General features: G+C 58.3%; 16 protein-coding genes. 5 read left to right on the top strand and 11 right to left on the bottom strand.

From position 1 onward, the window contains the following. Positions 1 to 9: 9 nt before the first annotated feature. Together gatB and AMUC_RS01185 are read right to left on the bottom strand one after the other, a co-directional pair. The gene (gene gatB, locus AMUC_RS01190; RefSeq protein ID WP_012419271.1) at positions 10 to 1,476 is read right to left on the bottom strand and encodes an Asp-tRNA(Asn)/Glu-tRNA(Gln) amidotransferase subunit GatB; all 1,467 of its coding nucleotides are present in this window, start codon (positions 1,474 to 1,476) and stop codon (positions 10 to 12) included. A gap of 368 nt (positions 1,477 to 1,844) precedes the next feature. Beyond that, the gene (locus AMUC_RS01185) at positions 1,845 to 2,576 is read right to left on the bottom strand and encodes a uracil-DNA glycosylase family protein (protein ID WP_012419270.1); all 732 of its coding nucleotides are present in this window, start codon (positions 2,574 to 2,576) and stop codon (positions 1,845 to 1,847) included. Positions 2,577 to 2,686: 110 nt separating this feature from the next. Between AMUC_RS01185 and AMUC_RS01180 the strand changes: the two genes are divergently transcribed. From AMUC_RS01180 to rfbA, 3 genes are all read left to right on the top strand, one after another. Further along, positions 2,687 to 3,649: a 6-phosphofructokinase gene (locus AMUC_RS01180; RefSeq protein WP_012419269.1), complete on the top strand. Its 963-nt coding sequence runs from the start codon at positions 2,687 to 2,689 to the stop codon at positions 3,647 to 3,649. Between the two features lie 131 nt (positions 3,650 to 3,780). Continuing rightward, positions 3,781 to 4,833: a dTDP-glucose 4,6-dehydratase gene (gene rfbB, locus AMUC_RS01175; RefSeq protein WP_012419268.1), complete on the top strand. Its 1,053-nt coding sequence runs from the start codon at positions 3,781 to 3,783 to the stop codon at positions 4,831 to 4,833. Between the two features lie 9 nt (positions 4,834 to 4,842). Beyond that, entirely contained in the window at positions 4,843 to 5,706 is an 864-nt protein-coding gene (gene rfbA, locus AMUC_RS01170; protein ID WP_012419267.1) for a glucose-1-phosphate thymidylyltransferase RfbA, read from the top strand. A gap of 217 nt (positions 5,707 to 5,923) precedes the next feature. On the opposite strand, the gene AMUC_RS01165 is transcribed toward rfbA, so the two are convergent. The 8 genes from AMUC_RS01165 to mce all read right to left on the bottom strand — a co-directional run bounded on the left by AMUC_RS01165 (position 5,924) and on the right by mce (position 13,829). After that, entirely contained in the window at positions 5,924 to 6,625 is a 702-nt protein-coding gene (locus tag AMUC_RS01165; RefSeq protein WP_012419266.1) for a hypothetical protein, read from the bottom strand. Between the two features lie 118 nt (positions 6,626 to 6,743). Further along, positions 6,744 to 8,240 carry a butyryl-CoA:acetate CoA transferase gene (locus tag AMUC_RS01160; RefSeq protein WP_012419265.1) on the bottom strand — a complete coding sequence of 499 codons (1,497 nt, stop codon included), beginning with the start codon at positions 8,238 to 8,240 and terminating at the stop codon, positions 6,744 to 6,746. A gap of 61 nt (positions 8,241 to 8,301) precedes the next feature. Further along, complete coding sequence (locus AMUC_RS11720) at positions 8,302 to 9,081, bottom strand: biotin--[acetyl-CoA-carboxylase] ligase (RefSeq protein WP_012419264.1); 780 nt, start codon at positions 9,079 to 9,081, stop codon at positions 8,302 to 8,304. 37 nt (positions 9,082 to 9,118) lie between these two features. Further along, positions 9,119 to 10,708, bottom strand: coding sequence for a sodium ion-translocating decarboxylase subunit beta (locus AMUC_RS12275; RefSeq protein ID WP_081429076.1), 1,590 nt, complete (start codon positions 10,706 to 10,708; stop codon positions 9,119 to 9,121). Positions 10,709 to 10,861: 153 nt separating this feature from the next. Next, entirely contained in the window at positions 10,862 to 11,263 is a 402-nt protein-coding gene (locus AMUC_RS01145; RefSeq protein ID WP_012419262.1) for an acyl-CoA carboxylase biotin carboxyl carrier protein subunit, read from the bottom strand. Positions 11,264 to 11,335: 72 nt separating this feature from the next. Next, on the bottom strand, positions 11,336 to 11,788 hold the full coding sequence (locus AMUC_RS01140; RefSeq protein WP_012419261.1) for an OadG family transporter subunit: 453 nt from the start codon (positions 11,786 to 11,788) through the stop codon (positions 11,336 to 11,338). A gap of 21 nt (positions 11,789 to 11,809) precedes the next feature. Then, positions 11,810 to 13,375: an acyl-CoA carboxylase subunit beta gene (locus AMUC_RS01135; protein WP_012419260.1), complete on the bottom strand. Its 1,566-nt coding sequence runs from the start codon at positions 13,373 to 13,375 to the stop codon at positions 11,810 to 11,812. 31 nt (positions 13,376 to 13,406) lie between these two features. After that, on the bottom strand, positions 13,407 to 13,829 hold the full coding sequence (gene mce, locus AMUC_RS01130; protein ID WP_012419259.1) for a methylmalonyl-CoA epimerase: 423 nt from the start codon (positions 13,827 to 13,829) through the stop codon (positions 13,407 to 13,409). Positions 13,830 to 14,015: 186 nt separating this feature from the next. Between mce and AMUC_RS01125 the strand changes: the two genes are divergently transcribed. Further along, entirely contained in the window at positions 14,016 to 15,533 is a 1,518-nt protein-coding gene (locus AMUC_RS01125; RefSeq protein ID WP_167525132.1) for a TIGR03790 family protein, read from the top strand. Between the two features lie 109 nt (positions 15,534 to 15,642). Continuing rightward, on the top strand, positions 15,643 to 15,990 hold the full coding sequence (gene rplS / locus AMUC_RS01120; protein WP_012419257.1) for a 50S ribosomal protein L19: 348 nt from the start codon (positions 15,643 to 15,645) through the stop codon (positions 15,988 to 15,990). Positions 15,991 to 16,414: 424 nt separating this feature from the next. Here rplS and AMUC_RS01110 read toward each other — a convergent pair whose 3' ends face one another. Further along, entirely contained in the window at positions 16,415 to 18,058 is a 1,644-nt protein-coding gene (locus AMUC_RS01110) for a discoidin domain-containing protein (RefSeq protein ID WP_012419255.1), read from the bottom strand. Positions 18,059 to 18,073: the final 15 nt, after the last annotated feature.

Raw genomic sequence — 18,073 nt, 5'->3', positions numbered from 1 at the left:
TGTTTATGGTCACTCCATGAAAAGGGCTTTTTTCAGCGCTTCCGTCACGATTTTCGGGTTGGCTTTGCCTTTGGCGGCCTTCATGACCTGGCCGGTAAGCCAGTTCAGGAGCTTTTCATTGCCCCCCTGTATTTCCGCCACCTTGTCCGGATTGGCGGAAATGACTTCCCGCACGATGCCGTCCAGAAAAGAGGAATCCGCCTTTTCAAAGCCCAGCAGCTTGGCGGCCTGCGCTGCGGCGAGGGCCGGCTCATCCCACATTTTGGCGAATACGTCCTTGGCCTGGTTGTTGGAAACGGTGCCGTCGTCAATAATGGCGATCAGCTCCCGGATGGCGCCGGGTTTCACCGGGCATTCAGACGGGCGCATGCCTTTTTCATTCAGCACGGCGGAAATGTTGTTAATCACCCAGTTGGCGATTTTTTTGCCGCTGGCGGTTCCCCGCGCCGCCTCTTCAAAAAAGCGTGCCAGTTCCAGGTCTCCCACCAGCACGTTGGCGTCGTACTCGCTCAGGCCGTATTCTTCCATGAAGCGTTTCTGCCGTTCCTGAGGCAGTTCGGGAATCTGCCCGCGCACTTTCTCCACCAGCGGGGCCGTGCGTACGGGAACCAGATCCGGACAGGGGAAATAACGGTAATCGTGCGCGTCTTCCTTGGTTCGCATGACGACGCTTTCTCCGCGTTCGTCGTCCCAGCGGCGGGTGGACTGGATTTGAGGAATGCCCATGTCCAGTTCTTCCGCCTGGCGCTGGATTTCATAATGAAGGGCTCTGCGGACGGCGGACATGGAGTTGATGTTCTTCATTTCCACCTTGGCGCCCAATTCCTTCTGCCCGTGGGGACGCAGGGAAATATTCACATCGCACCGCATCTGGCCCTTTTCCATGTCCGCGTCGGAGATATCCCCGTAATTCAAAATCTGCTGGAGGGACTTGAGGTAGGCGTAGGCTTCTTCCGGGGTGTCGATGTCCGGTTCGGAAACGATTTCCATCAGGGCGGATCCCGCGCGGTTGTAGTCGATCAGGGAATAATTGGCATGATGGGTAATCTTCGCCGCGTCTTCTTCCAGATGGATGCGGGTCAGCTTCACGGTGCGGAAAGGGGGGATGCCGGCTTTGATCACGTCATTCGGATAGGACCAGGGGTACAGGGGCACTTCCCCTCCCAGGCACAGCGGAAGATCCAGCTGGGAGGTCTGGTAATTTTTAGCCATGTCCGGATAGAAATAATTTTTGCGGTCCCATTGGGAAATCTCCGGGCTGGAGCATCCCAGCATCAGGCCGGTCAGCAGCGTGCGTTCAATGGCGAACTCATTCAGGACGGGCAGGGCGCCCGGCAGCCCCAGGCAGGTGGGGCACACGCGCGTATTGGGTTCAAAGCCAAAGCCGGTCTCGCAGGAGCAGAACATTTTGCTCTTTGTCTTGATCTGGCAGTGGACTTCCAGGCCAATGGTCACGATGTAATCTGAAATTGCCATAAATTCGGAACGCTTGAAGATCGCGGAAACTGTACGGAACCCTTTTCCCCCTGTCCAGTAAAAAGGCCTGCGGGGGAGAGCGGAGGGTTTTCAGTCTAAGAATGATGATTGATTTGGAGGGAGGCTGATTTTTGTGGTGGAAGTGGGGAGGCGTTTAAGTTCTTCTCCGTCCCGGTAGATGCCGGCGTGCTTTTCTTCCGTCAGGAAGGCCGTGTCCCTGGGCAAATCAAGCCAGTAAAGGGGGCCGGATATTCCTTCAAAACGATGTAGATTTGGAGGAGAACAAGATGAACTGCCGATTTCCGGCCTGTCGCTCTGGTGATTCCTTCCATGTCACGGAGCTTTCCACTCTACCTCCTCCGCTCTTTTTATAAAATGCCCAGTTCCTTAAGCTGCTGGATGGGGCGTTCCGGCCAGAGCTTGTTGGCGATGGGGCTGGCGGGGCTTGGGTGGAGCAACGTGCCGATGGTGAAGCTTTTGCCGGGGAGCCGGGAGGCGGCGTCCCGCAGCTTCTGCGTGGCGTAGGCACCCACACCCACCAGCGTGTGGGGATTCAGGATGGTGATGAGGGAAAGCAGGTGTTCCATGCATACTGCGTCCACGGCGGCGCGCTGTTCCGCCGGCAGTTTGTCCGGCGTAATGTTGGCTCCGGTGGCTCCCATCCAGATCAGCGGACAGTAATTGGCCACGTAATTGTGACGGAAGAAGTTTTCCGCAGTTCCGAAAGCTTCCGCGAAAAGTCCCCAGAGGCGGCGGCCGCTGACTTCCGACCTGGGGCAGCCGAAACCCTCCACGGGACGTTTGGGGTGGGTATGTTCCGGCCGCCCGACTTCTCCGCGAATGTGCAGCCAGTTGACGACGGCGTCCACTTCCCCGAAGGGGACGCCTGTCTGGGCCATGCCGAAGGGGCCGGGATTCATGCCCAGGAACAGATGGCCCTTTTCCCCGTTTCCGTAGGTGCGCACATACTGTTCATGCGGCCCCCATGCATAGGTGAGAGGGTTGTAGGTAACATGGACCGGGGATTCGAACCGGAGCTTCTCCGTGCCGTCCCGGAGGGCGGCCGTGGCTTTCAGAATGGCTGCTGCAGTGTCGTTCATGCCTCCGCATCATGAAGCGTTGCCGTTTATTGCGCCAGTAAAAACTCCGCGCTTGCATTATTTGTTCCGCCCGGTAACATTTCCCCCCGGACAAGTTAACCTTATTACTTATGAGTGGAATAGCCATTATGACATCTGGCGGCGATGCCGCCGGAATGAACCCGGCGATCAAGGCGGCAGTGGATCATGCCCGCCAGCTTGGGATGAACCCGTACGTTGTTTATGACGGCTTGGAAGGGCTGATCGATGGAAAAATCAAGGAAGCCACCCGGGAACTGACCAACGATATGATCTACAGGGGCGGAACTCTCCTCCGTTCCTCACGATCCAAGCGCTTTTTCGACTACGAATTCCGCAAGCAGGCCTACGAACATCTGAAGAAACGCAACATCGACAAGCTCATCATCATGGGCGGGGACGGTTCCTTCCGCGCCCTGAACGACTTTTTCAATGATTTTGAAGTGCCTTTTGCCGGTATTCCGGCCACGATTGACAACGACATTGCCGGCACGGACTACTGCCTGGGCGTGGATACGGCCCAGAACGTGATTCTGGATTGCATTGATTCCGTTCGTGATACGGCCCGTTCCCATCACCGCGCTTTCGTGATTGAAACGATGGGCCGGGACTGCGGCTATCTGGCGATGACCACCGCTCTTTGCAGCGCGGCGGATATCTGCATTGTCCCTGAAATTCCGTATGACCTGGAATCCATTTACAAGCGACTCCAGCCTGTCATCAATGAGGAAGGAAGCTGCATCATTGCCGTGGTGGCGGAAGGCACCCGCGTGGCGCAGTACCTGACCCGCTGGCTGACGGAACGCGCCGGCATGGATACCCGCCTGACCGTGCTGGGCCATGTGCAGCGCGGCGGTTCCCCCACCGCCCGTGACCGCCTGATGGGCACCCGTTTTGCCACCCGCGCCGTGGAAGCTCTGAACAACGGGGACATCAACCAGATCATGGTGTATCATGACGGCCAGTACGGCTATGCCTCCCTGGATTCCGTAGCCGGGCAGCAGTACTCCGTGAACCAGGATATCATCAACCTTTGCCGGGAGCTGAGCTGCTAGCCGTCTCAGCGGTTACGGAACCCGCTTTTTCCCGCCCATGCCGCCACGTTCCCGCGGCATGGGCGGATTTGTTTTGAAAAAAAACGCCGCTGCTGTATGATGGCGCCGCATCTTTCCCTGAAAACAGTGCTATGAAAGTTATCGTTACGGGCGGCGCCGGATTCATCGGCTCCAATCTGGTCAGGCTGCTGCTGGAGCGCGGCCATGAAGTCTTGAATATTGACGCCCTGACCTATGCCGGCAACATCCATTCACTGGACGGCTCGGCGGATTCTCCGGCATACCGCTTTCTGCACGCCGACGTCCGGGACGCTTCCCTGATGCGGCGCACTTTGCGGGAGTACGCTCCGGACTGGGTGATGCACCTGGCGGCGGAATCCCATGTGGACCGTTCCATTGACGATCCGGGAAATTTTATGACCACCAACGTCATGGGCACTTTTTCCATGCTTCAGGCCGCCCTGGAATATTACCGTTCCCTGGAGGGAGAGAAAAAGGAGCGTTTCCGCTTTCATCACATTTCCACGGATGAAGTGTACGGCTCCCTGGGAAAGGAAGGCCTGTTCACGGAGTCCACGCCGTATCGCCCCCATTCCCCGTATTCCGCCAGCAAGGCCTCCAGCGACCACCTGGTGCGCGCCTGGCACGATACGTACGGGCTGCCCGTGCTGATCACCAACTGTTCCAACAATTACGGCCCCTACCAGTTCCCGGAAAAGCTGATACCCGTCGTTATCCTGAAAGCGCTGGGCGGGGAACCCATTCCTGTATACGGCAAAGGGGAAAACGTGCGGGACTGGCTGTATGTGGGGGATCACTGCGAGGCGCTGTTGACGGTCGTTTCCTGCGGAAAACCGGGGGAAACGTACAACATCGGCGGCAATAACGAGAAAACCAATCTGGAGCTGGTGGAGCTGCTGTGTTCCCATCTGGATGAACTGCGGCCCCGTCCGGACGGCCGGAGCTACCGGGAGCAAATCTCCTTTGTGCAGGACAGGCCGGGCCATGACCTGCGCTATGCGATTGACGCTTCCAAAATACGGAGGGAATTGGGGTGGACTCCGCGCCAGGACCATTCTTCCGGATTCAGAAAGACCATTCAGTGGTATCTGGACCATGAGGAATGGTGGCGGGGCATCCTGTCCGGGGAATACCGCCTGGAACGTCTTGGAACCAATGGCTAGGAATTTGATATGAAGGGTATTGTTCTGGCCGGGGGAAGCGGCACGCGTCTGCATCCCGTTACGCTTTCCGTCAGCAAGCAATTGCTGCCCGTTTACGATAAGCCGATGGTTTATTATCCCATCTCCGTGCTGATGCTGGCCGGAATACGGGAAATCCTTGTTATTTCCACGCCCCGGGATCTGCCCCTGTACCGGGATTTGCTGGGGGACGGCAGCAGGTTCGGCGTTTCCTTTGAATACAGGGAACAACCCAGGCCGGAGGGGCTGGCTCAGGCCTTTATTATTGGAGAGGAGTTCATAGGAAAGGATTCCGTTGCCCTGGTGCTGGGGGACAATATTTTTTACGGGCGCGGCCTGACGGAGAAGCTGAGGAGGGCCGCCGAACTGACGAGCGGAGCGACCATTTTCGGTTACCAGGTGCATGACCCGCAGCGTTTCGGGGTAGTGGAATTCAATGAGGAGGGGAAGGCGGTTTCCATTGAGGAAAAACCGCTCAGGCCCAAATCGGATATTGCGGTGACGGGCCTCTATTTTTACGACAACCGGGTGGTGGAGATAGCCAAACGGATTCCCAAGTCTTCCCGCGGCGAGTTGGAAATCACCTCTGTGAATCAGGAATACCTGAAGCAGGGCCTGTTGCGCGTGGAAAAACTGGCGCGCGGCTATACGTGGCTGGATACGGGCACGCACGATACCCTTCTGGAGGCTTCCATGTTCGTTCGTACTCTGGAGCATCACCAGGGGTTCAAGGTAGCCTGCCTGGAGGAGATAGCCTTTAATAACGGCTGGATTTCCCAGGAAACGCTGCGCTCCCAGGCCGGAGCCATGAATAATAACGGTTATGGCCGTTATCTGGATGAATTGGTGAAATAGGGCTGTATGCCGCCGGCAGGGAAACGGGAGGGGTGTCCCTGCGACTCCGCGACTTTCCGGGGGTGGGGCGGGTTGCTTTCCGGCAATGCTTTCCATACGGATTCCGTTCCACCGGCGGAAATTTCCGGACGGCTTTTTGCGCAAAGCCGTAAAAGCCTTTCATGCCGGGGAATGAGGGTGCTTTCCGGCAGACCGGTAAAAACGGAGGGGAGGAAAGTCAGGGACGGTTGCCCGGCATGGAAGGATCAATCGGTTCCGGCATGGATGCTATGGACATGACCTCTTTAAACAGGCGCTGCGCCAGAATAGCGGAAAGGGCCGCCAGCATGATTTCCAGGCCGCAGGACAGAAGAACGGCCAGCCATGCAACAGGCACTGCCAGGGAGGGAACTGCGGTGGACAGGAACTGACGCAACAGGATGGCAAGAAAAAACAGGGCGCTCTGCAAACCGCAGCCTGCCGCCGCGATGCCCCAGGCCAGGAATAATCTCCTGCCTGCGGCTTCGTATCCCGCCGTATAAGGGAAGGAAAAGAAAGAAATGACGGCCGCCAGAAGGAGGACGGCCTCCCAAACCCTGTCCATTTCCGTATATTGCGATGGGACGGGCATGCCCGCAAACGGAATGAGGAGGGCGTACAGGGCGGGCAGGAAGGCCAGCATGCTCAGATTTCTTGTTATTCTGCTTCCGCGGGAGGCCAGCAGGACTCTGGCGCCCCAGAACATGAGGAAGGACAGGGAAAGGATGGAGAGCAATTCCGCCCCTGTGCCCAAAAGCAGGAAGGGTGCGGCTGTCCGGGGAGAGCGGAGGAAAAAAGGCATGAACAGATGGATGAGGACTGCCGCTGCTGCGCCCGCGCCGAAAAGAACGGCGCAGACTTTGATGAAAGCCCTGGCTGCCGGGTAAATCATCCAGTTCATGGTGAAGAGAAGGAGTAGAGGGGATGGGAAAAAGGAAAAGGACCGCTCCCTTTGCGGAAGCGGTCCTGAGGGGTTAACGTGAATTCATGGATGCCAATGCGGATGACGGCATGCGGAATTACTTATACTGGGCCCAGTCGACATTCTTCATGTCTCCGCTTCTGGCCAGTTCGGCGTGCATGCCCAAAGCGGCCCTGATGGATTGCGGTGTCTGGGCTTTGCCGTCGGACAGCTTCAGGTAATCCCAGAGGATGTTTTTGTAATCCGGGTGGACGCAGTTTTCAATAATGGTCTGGGCCCGTTCTTTCGGGCTCTTGCCGCGCAGGTCCGCGACCCCCTGCTCGGTAATAATGATATTGACGTCATGTTCCGTATGGTCATGGTGGGAAACCATGGGGACGATGGCGCTGATCTTACCGTCCTTGGCAACGGACGGGCAGGTGAAAATGGAGATGTAGGCGTTGCGCGTGAAGTCGCCGGACCCGCCGATGCCGTTCATCATCTTCGTGCCGCCAATGTGCGTGGAGTTGACGTTCCCGTAAATGTCGGCTTCAATGGCGGTGTTGATGGAGATGACGCCGAGACGGCGGATAACTTCCGGGCTGTTGGATATTTCCGAGGGACGGAGCACCAGTTTGTCGCGGAAAAAGTCCATATCCCTGTAAATGCCTTCCAGGCAGTTGTTCGTCACGGTCAGGGAGCAGGCGCTGCCGAATTTCACGCGGCCTTCCCGAATCAGGCCGATGACGGAATTCTGGATGACTTCCGTGTACATCTCGAACGCGGGAATCGTCTTGTCGCGGCCCAGGGCGCCCAGCACCGCGTTTGCGATGTTGCCTACGCCGGACTGGAGAGGCAGGAACGTGGAGGGAATGATGCCCCGTTTCATGTCGGCAGCCAGGAAATCGGCCACGTTCTGCCCGATTTTATCGGTCAGGGGATCCGCTGCGGCGAAGGAACGGGCTTCATCCGGCCAGTTGGTTTCCACAACGCCCACAATCTTTTTCGGGTCAACCTGGATGTACGGCTTGCCGATGCGGTCGCTGGGTTTGAAGATGGAAATTTCGCGGCGGTAGGGAGGATCCAGGGGTTCGTAAACGTCGTGCAGGCCCATGGCGCTCTTGCTGTGGGCGGCGTTTAATTCCACGATAATTTTGTCTGCCAGGCGGCAGATGGTGGGAGCGATCCCGCCCGCGGCCGTCAGGTAAATTTTGCCGTCGGCCGTGACTTCACAGGCTTCAATAATGGCGATGTCCACGTTGCCCATGAACCCGTAGCGCACTTCCTGGGCCATCTGGGACAAATGGATGTCATTATAGGCGATTTCCCCGTTGTTCACCGCCTTGCGGAAATCAACGTTGGTGGTGTAGGGAGCGCGGTAGCGGATTGCCTTGGCCCGGGAAAGGATCCCGTCGCAGGAATCGCCGGTGGAAGCACCGGTGAAGACGCTCACCTGGAAAGGGTTCCCCTTCTCATGTTCCGCTTCTGCGATTTTTGCCAGTGCAGCCGTAACGGCCTTGGCCGTTCCGGCGGGCGTGAATCCGCTCAGCCCAATATGGTGGCCATGCTTGATCAGGCTTGCTGCTTCTTCTGGTGTCAGTACCTTGTAACTCATGTCAGTGATTTTTGTTGGATGAAAAAAGAAAGAAACCCCGTGTAAAAACGGAGCGGCAGGCTCATTCTTCGAGGAGCCTGTTGATCAGGTGCGCCGGAATGGTGCGGACGGTGCCGGCCGGAAGGGATAGCACAGGATTGCCCTGATCGTCAATCCCTGTAAAAATGCCCCGGACGGTTTCGTCATCCGTAAGAATGGAAACCGGCCTTTCTCCGGCCCATGCCCGGGACAGACCCTCCTGAAGGGCGGGGACGCCGCCGTGGGAAAAGACGGAAAGAACCTGGTTCAAATGACTGCCCAGGGAAGCCATGACGGCGTGCAGGGAAGGGCAGTCCCGAACAAGATCCGCCAGCCTTGCCGGAGGGTCCTTGATTTCCCCGGCGATGGAGGATACATCATTGAAAACATTGATGCCGATGCCGATGACGGCCATGTTCTCCGCCGGGCGTTCCACCAGTATTCCCGCCAGTTTGGATTTGCCCGCCAGCAGGTCGTTCGGCCAGCGCAGGCGCACGGAATCCAGCCCCATGCCGCGGAGCATGTTGAACAGGGCCAGCCCCGCAACCAGGGGCAAATGGCCCCAGTGCACGCCGGCCGCTGTATCCTCAGGAGCGGACAGGGGGACGGTGAAGGATGCCCACAGGCCGCCTTCCTCCCCTATCCATTTGCGGTTGAACCTGCCGCGGCCTCCTGTCTGAACGCGGCAGACGGCAATATGCCCCGGGGGGAGGGTGCGGGCCAGATCATTGGTGGAAAAAGCCTCAGCCCATTCATGATAAGTCCAGTCGCCGCATGGTCCTTCCTCCTCCGGAGGGGTGGAAAATGAGGCTGCGGAATTCATGGGACGGGCCGAGGCCGGGAGTAATTTTCAATTCTGGTTATTTCGCCAGAGTGGCGATGTAGTAGCCCGCGATGACTGCGGTGCCGATCACGCCTGCAACGTTCGGACCCATGGCGTGCATGAGCAGGTAGTTGGAGGGGTCGTACTTCTGGCCCACATTGTGGGAGACGCGGGCTGCCATCGGGACGGCGGAGACGCCTGCGGACCCGATCAGGGGGTTGACCGGATTCTTGCGCCAGATGAGGTTCATAATCTTGGCGGCAATCACTCCGCCCGCTGTTGCCACGCCGAAGGCGACGATACCCAGAAGGATGATCAGCAGCGTTTCCGACTGCAGGAAGCGGTCGCCCTGCATCGTGAGCCCCACGGAGGTTCCCAGGAAGATGGTGACGATGTTGATGATTTCATTCTGGGAGGCCTGAACCAAGCGTTCCGTCACCTTGCATTCGCGCAGGAAGTTGCCAAGCATCAGCATGCCGATCAGCGGGGATGCGTCCGGAATCAGCAAAATGGTGACAATGGTTACCAGCACGGCGAAAAACAGTTTTTCGCTCTTGCTGACCGTTCGCAGGGATTTCATGCGGATGAGGCGTTCCTTCTTGGTCGTCAGCAACGCCATGATGGGCGGCTGTATCAGCGGAACCAGGGACATGTACGTGTATGCGGCCACGGCCACGGCGCCCAGCAGGTGCGGGGCCAGCTTCATCGTCAGGAAGATGGAGGTAGGGCCGTCAGCGCCGCCAATGATGCCGATGGACGCGGATTCATTCGGGGTGAACCCCATGAACAGGGCCATGAAGAACGTGGCGGCTACGCCCACCTGGGCCGCTGCGCCCAGAAGCAGGGTGCGCGGAGCGGCAAGCAGCGGGCCGAAGTCCGTCAGGGCTCCTACGCCCAGAAAGATGATGGGCGGGAAAATTTCAGCCTTGATGCCCAGCCCGATCCAGTCATACAGGCCCCCGTGGATGGAGGTGACCAGCAGTTCCTGGGTATGCTGGCCTACGGCCACGTATTTGCCTGCGGCTGAAACCACCAGGGGCTCCAGCTTCTGGGTTTTCAGATCCACCGGAATCCGGTTGCCGCTGGTGTCAAAGTAATTGACGCCCTGCTGGCGGACGACGGTGGTCCCTTCTCCGTTCGTGAGCAGGAAGACCGGTTCATTGCCGTTGTCTTCCGTCACGTTCTGGAAATCCTTCAGGTTGGGGTCCACCGTCAGGCTGTCGTCGCCCAGGCGGGCCGCGTCAGCTTTTGCTTTTTCCTGGGATTCCCGCACGGACTTGATCTTGGAAACGGTCAGCTGGCTGCCGGGGTAAACCTGCATGGGCTGCTGCATGATTTCCTGATACTGGGCACGGGATTCAGGCGTGGTCAGATTGGCCGGCACCTTGGAGGGAGCCTGCTGAAGCGGAGCCACGTGAACGCGCAGGTACCCCACGTTGTTCAGAGACGTGGCGGTTACTTCCCCCTGTTCATTGGAGGAGATGACCTGCTGGTTCAGCTGGGTGATGAGCATTCCGTTATCCGGAATGTTGGCAATGAGGGCGCCGAAAGCAATGGGAACCATCAGGAGCGGTTCGTATTGCTTGGCTACACCCAGATACAGGAGGAGAATGGCAATGCCCCACATCCCTACCATCTGCCATGATAGGGAGAAGACGCCCATCCCCTGTAAAAAGGTGATTAATGAATCAAAAAGACTCATAGGGAATATTTTTGTAGCGGTTTATTATTTGAGTCGGAGCCCGGTACTGTTGGCGTTTCCGGGCTGCCGCCGCCGGGATTAACCAATTTTGGCCAGTGCCTGTCCTTCCTGAACCGTGTCGCCCGGGTTCACGCAGAAAGCGGTGAGCGTGCCGGAGGCGGGAGCGTAGATGATGGTGTTCATCTTCATGGCTTCCAGCGTCAGAATCTGGTCACCGGCCTTCACGGGTGCGCCTGCTGCCACGTCCAGGGAGACGACCTTCCCGGCAAGCGGGCTGGGAACGTCTCCTGCGCCGGCGGCGGCCGGAGCCGGCGCAGGTGCGGGAGCCGGGGCCGGGGCGGCCACGGGGGCGGAAGCCGCAGGAGCGGGAGCGGCCACAGGTGCGGGGGCCGGCGCCGCAGTGGTGGAGGACACCTGGTCCAGAAGTTCTACGGATACGTCAAATACTTTGCCGTCTACGGTGATGCGAAGTTTCTTCATAATAGTGTGTGGTATGGGATATTAAGTTAAATGATTCCGCCTGGGCGGGGTAAGGGTGAATAATGCAGTAGTTCAGCGGGAAGGCCTGATGCGGTGGGAGGCGAAAATTTCCGCCCTGCCCGCGGCCGCATAGCCGGAACCCGGGGATTGCTTGATTTCCACGATGCGGTGGCTCATGCCGTCCAGGCCTGCGTCCACGGCGGCGGAGATGACGGCCACCATTTCCGGCGTAAGCTCCGTCATGGCGGAATCCACGGCGGCGGAAAGGATGGCGAGCATTTCCGGAGTCATGCCCGGTTTGCCCGCCGCAGCGGGAGCGGCGGCAGGAACGGCTACGGGAGCGGCTGTTTTGGCTTTGGCCCTGTTCTGAATGGCGGCGGCGATGGAGCCGCTGACGGTCAGAATGACGGCCATGCCTCCCAGGCACAGCATAACCACCATGATGCCGACAACCTGATAGTTCAGATTGTTCATAACGTTGGCGATGCCCTGTGCGAAGGCAAAAGCGAGTGTTGTAAGTAACATATGAATCCGTTGGGATGGATGTTAGAGCGGAATGTTGCCGTGTTTCTTGGCCGGGCGCACTTCCTTCTTGTTCAGCAGGGTGCGCAGGGCGAAGGCGATTTTGGCGCGGGTTTCTTCCGGATTGATGACTTCCGTAATCTGCCCCATGCCGGCCGCCACATACGGGTTGTAAAAGGCTTCCCGGTATTCTTCCAGAAGTTCGCCCTGGCGCTTGGCTTTTTCCGCCGGGTCTTCCACAGCCTTCAGTTCGCGGCCGTAGAGTACCGGGACGGCGCCTTCCGCACCCATAACGGCAATTTCCGCACCAGGCCAGGCGAAGACGGCGTCAGCGCCCAGGTCCTTGCAGCACATGGCGATGTAGGCGCCGCCGTAGGCTTTCCGCATGATCAGGGTGACTTTGGGCACCGTGGCCTGGGAATAGGCGAAGATAAGTTTGGCGCCGTGGCGGATAATGCCGCCCCGTTCCTGGTTCTTGCCGGGCAGGAAGCCGGGCACGTCCACCAGGTTCACCAACGGAATATTGAACGCGTTGCAGAAACGGATGAAGCGTGCGGCCTTGTCGGAGGAGTCGATATCCAGGCAGCCGGCTTTCACATTGGGCTGGTTGGCGATGATGCCGACCACCACGCCGCAGATGCGGCCGAATCCGACGACGACATTTTTGGCGAAGTCCTTGTGTACTTCCAGGAAGTCCCCGTTGTCCACCAGACGGCTGATGATGGGCTGGACGTCCAGCGGCGTGCGGTTGTCGCCGGGAATCAGGTCGCTCATGCCTTCGTCAGCGCTCAGGTCCAGCGGAGTGTTCAGTTTGTGGGGCGGTTCTTCCGTGTTGTTGGAAGGAAGGAAGGAAAGAAGCCTCTTCAGGATGTCCATGGCGTGCGCGTCGCTGTCCGCTACGAAATGGACGTTGCCGGACACGGTGGCGTGAATGGCGGCGGAGCCGATGTCGTCCATCGTGCATTTTTCATACGTGACCTGTTCAATCACTTTGGGACCGGTGATGTACATGCCCGCGTTGCCGGAATTGCGCATGATGATGAAGTCCGTCAGGGCGGGGGAGTAGGCCGCGCCGCCCGCGCAGGGGCCCAGGATCATGGAGATTTGCGGAACCACGCCGGAGGCAAGCACATTGTTGTAAAATACCTGGGCGTATCCGGAAAGGGCCGCCACTCCTTCCTGGAGGCGCGCGCCGCCGGAGTCGTTCACGGTCACCATCGGGATGCCGGCTTTCAGCGCATACTTCTGAGCATCCGCAATTTTCATGGCGTGCATGTAGCCGAGGGAACCGCCCTGGGCCAGGAAATCGGAGGCCGCGCAGGCTACCGGGCGGCCGTCCACCAGGCCGAAACCGGAAACGACGCCGTCGCCGGGGATTTCCTTCTTACCCATGCCGAAGTTGTGGCAGTTGTGGCGCACATGCATGCCGATTTCCGAGAAGGTGCCTTCCTCAAAGAGGTACCCCATGCGGTCGCGGGCTGTCATTTCGCCCTTTTCATGTCTCTTGTCGATCTTTTCCTGACCGCCGCTGAGGATGACCTTCTTGCGGCGGCTGTTCAGATCGTCAATCAATTTGGGATCAATAGCCATTGGTCTAGTGGTATGGTGAATAGGGAGAATGTTACTTGCCGCATTCGCAGCTGCCGGGGTGCTGGCAGAATTCGGTCAGGACGCCGAAGGTGCACTTGGGATGCAGGAAGGTGACCTGCGTGTTGTGAGCGCCGGGGACGGGCGGGTCGTTCAGCACGGTAAGGCCTGCTTCCTTGGCCTGGGAGATATTTCCGGCGATGTCATTGGTCTTGAAAGCGATGTGGTGGATGCCTTCCCCTTTTTTCTCAATAGCCTTGGCGATAGCGCTTTCCGGAGAGGTGGGTTCGAGCAGTTCGATGTGGACTCCGGCAACGTCAAACATGGCGACGCGGACCTTTTGAGTGGGAACTTCCTCAATGTGGGGCTCTCCGAGCCCGAGCGCATCGCGGTAATAGGGGACGGTGGCGTCAAGGCTCTTGACGGCGATGCCGATATGGTCAATTTGCTGAATCATATGCGTGTGATGGTTATAGGGAATGCAGGGGGGAGGCCTGCAATACATCAAGAGTTATTAAAGCGTATTTTTTTAGGATGTGAAGCGAAAAGCGGAAAAATGGCGAATTCGTGGCCGTCCCTTTCACCTGCTTGATTGCCCCGGAAGATGAGGTATGGTAGGGGCATGTTCAAGAGTGGATTAGCCGTGTTATTTCTGCTGGCGTCGTGGTTTTCCGCCGCGTGTGCCTATGAGCTGCTGCCCGCTCATGTGGCCGTGGTTTATAACGGAAAATCCGAGCTGAGCCGCCGCATGGCCAGGGAGTATGCGCGGGTGCGCGGCGTTCCAGAAGGGAATCTCGTTTCCCTGGATTGCCCCATGACCAGCGAGATTTCGCGGAAGGAATATGAGGATACGATCCGCGTCCCGCTGCTGGAGGCGGCGCGGAAACAACGGTGGTGGGTGCCTTCCGGCATTGCGTCCTCCCCCTTGATGAACCGGAAGATTTTTGTGCTGGTGCTGATGGCGGACCTGCCGATGAAGATACGGCATGAAACGCCCGCTCCCCTTCCCGGGAAAGGCGTCAACCAGATGCAGACGGATCGCGCTGCGGTGGATTCCGAACTGGCTCTGCTGGCGGTGGGCGGTTATGAAAGGAAGTCCTGGCAGGTGAATCCCTATTTTAATAAAAGGGAGGATTTTGTGGGTTCCGGCCTTCCTTCGTTTCTGGTATGCCGCCTGGACGGACTGACGCCCGATACCTGCATGCGGCTGGTGGCGGAACCGGCGAACGTGGAGAAAAAAGGTTTATGGGGGTGGGCCGTTGTGGACCGGGGCGGTCCCTATGCCCAGGGGGACCGGTGGCTGGACGACGTGTTCGAGCGCGTGAGGGAGGCGGGCATTCCCGCTTATCTGGATGACTGGCCCCAGACCCTGCCGGAAAAATTCCCCTTGAGCCGGGATACGGCTCTTTACTGCGGGTGGTATGCGGGGAATGCGAACGGACCGTTTTCGGATCCTTCGTTCCGCTTCCGGCCCGGGGCGATAGCCATGCATCTGCATTCCTTCAGCGCCGCCGATTTCAAGGTCCCCGGCAGGGGGTGGAGTTCCGCCCTGCTGGAGAAGGGGGCTGCTGTGACGGTGGGAAATGTGTATGAGCCGTTCCTGGGCGCCTGCCACCGCTTTGATATTTTTGTGGACCGCCTCCTGGACGGCTATACCGTGGCGGAGGCTTCCTGGATGAGCATGCCTGTGCTGTCCTGGCAGGGGGTGGTGTTCGGAGACCCCCTGTACCGTCCATACGCCCGCATGAAGGATATGGACGTGGAGCCGACGGAAGAAGACCGTTATTTCCAGGGGTGGTGGGCTTCCTCCGTGCAGTTCGGAGACCGCTGGAAGGACCGTTCCGCGCGTTTGATGGAGTCCGCCCGGAAGGCCCCTTTTTCCTGCCTTTATGAAGCTCTGGCGCTGGAATGCCTGTACCGGAAGGAACCGGCCCGCGCCGGAGAGCTCCTTTCCTCCGCCCTGGACGGCGCGGCTGACGCCCGCACCCGCGCGCGCCTGCTGCTGGAAATCCTGATGGCGGAACGGGCCCGGGGCGGCAACAAGGCCTTTCTGCAGCGGGCGGACGGCATCCGGGGCCTTATGTCTTCCTCCGCTTTTCTTCCTGCGCTGGAGGAATGGCTTGCCAGGGTGGCTCCGCCGCCGGCCCCGCCGAAAAAATAAATTAAGGACGTACGGCAAATTTGGATTGCCTTTTAGGGGATTATGGCTCATATTCTGCGTCCCGTAAGTTTTCCTTTTACTGATATTCACCAGCAATAGATAACACAAGATGAACATTATCAACAAAATCGAGCAAGAGCAACTCAAGGCGGATGTGACCCCATTTAACGTAGGTGATACCATCAAGGTTCACACTCGTGTTATTGAAGGCGGCAAGGAACGTATCCAGATTTTCCAGGGCATTGTGATCGCCAAGCGCGGTTCCGGCATCAATGAAGCTTTCACCGTCCGCAAAATTTCCTACGGTGAAGGCGTGGAACGCGTATTCCCCCTGCATACTCCCCGCATTGCCAAGATTGAAGTCGTGAACCGCGGCAAAGTCCGCCGCGCCAAACTTCACTATCTGCGCGGCCGCATCGGCAAGGATGCCATGATTGTGAAGTCTGCCAACCGGTAATCGGAAGAATTGCTATTTTGCTGGCCCGGCCCGCCGTGAGGCGGCGCCGGGTTTTTTATTTCCGGAGTATTGTTTTTCCTGAATGGGAAAGGGGTCCACAGGGACGACAGCCGCTTCAGGATATTTCCCCGGGAGCCATATGGGGATGAGAGCGTTTTTCCGGGGTGGGGAAGGTGGAGAAGGGCGGCTGTTTCCGGTCCGGAGCAAATACGTTTTTCGGATTTTCCTCCGTCCGGGCCTGTATGGCTCCCGGAGAATGGAGCAGAAACCGGAAAATTTCATACGCGAAGCCAATCCCGGAACTTAGCGCGTGACATTCCATCAGGCCCTGTCCCGTCCTGCTTTTCCGGGAAGGGGAAAGGAAACGGTAGTTTTCAGCATGGCCCCCGGAGGGGGGTAAGCGGGAGCAGGGCTGCGTGGATAATTATTTTTCCGCAGGTGCGGGAGCCGGTGTGTCCTCCACATCTTCCGGTCCGTACGCTTCCACTTCCGTCAACGCCAGCGGCTGGGAGGGATTTGCGGATTCCACGCGCAGGGCGCGCGCCTTGACCGGAGCGTCCAGTTTCCAGGAAGTGACGTTGGTGGATTTTTCCGAAGGGGTGGTGCTGAAGGTTTTTTCCGCCAGCACGTTTTTGTCATTGCCGTAGAGGATTACCTTGAATTTTTCCATGGTGCCCAGCAGCGTCAGGTTGGCCGGCGTGTAAATGACCACCTTTTCTATGGTGCGGTTGGTCTCCCTGCCGAAGTCAATTCCGAACCAGGCGGTTTTCCCTTCAACCACGCCTGTGGCGCTGATTGAAACGTCGGAAATCCTGGAGCTGGTATTGCCGTCAACGGCCTTTTCCGGACCGTAAGCTCCCAGCATGTTGCGGTTGGAACTCTGGCGAACTTTGACGCCGGGTTGAAGGCTCCAATTGACTTTGCCGGGTTCCGCGGAAACTTTGGGAACTGCCGGCGCCTGCGCCGGACGCGTGGCCGGAACAGGTGAAGGAATGGCCGCAGCGGCGTTTTGCGCGGTGGCCGGAGCGTGGCGGCGCGCGTCCCTGTTCGCTTGTCTTGCCGCTTCCGCTTTCGCGTTATTTTCCTTTTGCACCTGTTCATTATAATCATTGCGCATTCTAACGACATCCTTCTTATACAGGATGCAGGTATAGGTCAGCACAATGCCCACGATCAGGGCCGGAATGAGATAGTAATAGATGTTGGACTGCCCTTTTTGCATGTTCAGGGCCGGAATGGCCGGGGAAGATGGCGGCGGAGGGATGGAGGCCGCATTTCTTCCCGCAGGATTGGCAATGGCTTTATCCAGATCCGTGATGAAATCCCCCAGGTCCCGGTAGCGTTCCCGGGTATCCGGATTGATGGCGCGGGAGACTGCCGAATCCACGGCATCGCTGCATTTGATTAGCGAGGAGGGCATGGCAAAGCCCGCTTCCATCGGCGTTTTGCGGGTAAGCAGAATGTAAAGCGCCAGCCCCAGTGCGTAAATATCCATGCCCGGCGTGAACGTGGTTTCCGCTCCGGTGACCCACTCCGGAGAGGCGAAGTCCCCCATGTCCACCGGAGGTTGGGCGGGATAAATGTTGATGGGCAGCAGTAGGGCGTCTCCGCCGTCTTCGCGCAGGCAAATCAGCTTGGGCGTGATGCCCCCGTGAAAAATGTTTTTCCGGTGCAGCGTCAGCAGTCCTTCCGCCATGTTGCGCACCAGGTTGAGCGCCGCCTGGGGAGATATTTGGGGAAGGGTATTCATATCCGCCAGACGCGGATAGGGGGAGTGTTCGGAGATGATGAAAGTAAACGGCCCCGCCTGTCCTACTTCATAAACGCGCAGGAGCCCCTGGTGGGATTGTTCCACGATGGTGAGGGAGCGGACGATGAATTCAGGATCCCAGCCGAAGATGCCGGCTTCTTCCGTGGGAACCACCCGCAGCATGACGGGAGCAAAGTTTGATTTCAGGGTAGCTGTGAAAATTTGCTGGGGGCCTTTGGCTCCGACAAGCTGGATATTTTCCAATTGGGGAAAGAGAGAGGAAATCTGGTCCATGGGAAAGGAATCGTCAGCAGACATGGAAAAGAGAGGTGG

This window comes from Akkermansia muciniphila ATCC BAA-835 (genome assembly GCF_000020225.1).
GTDB lineage: Bacteria > Verrucomicrobiota > Verrucomicrobiia > Verrucomicrobiales > Akkermansiaceae > Akkermansia > Akkermansia muciniphila.
The sequence above is the reverse complement of the archived record's forward strand: the minus strand, read 5'-3'. Positions and strand labels throughout refer to the sequence as shown.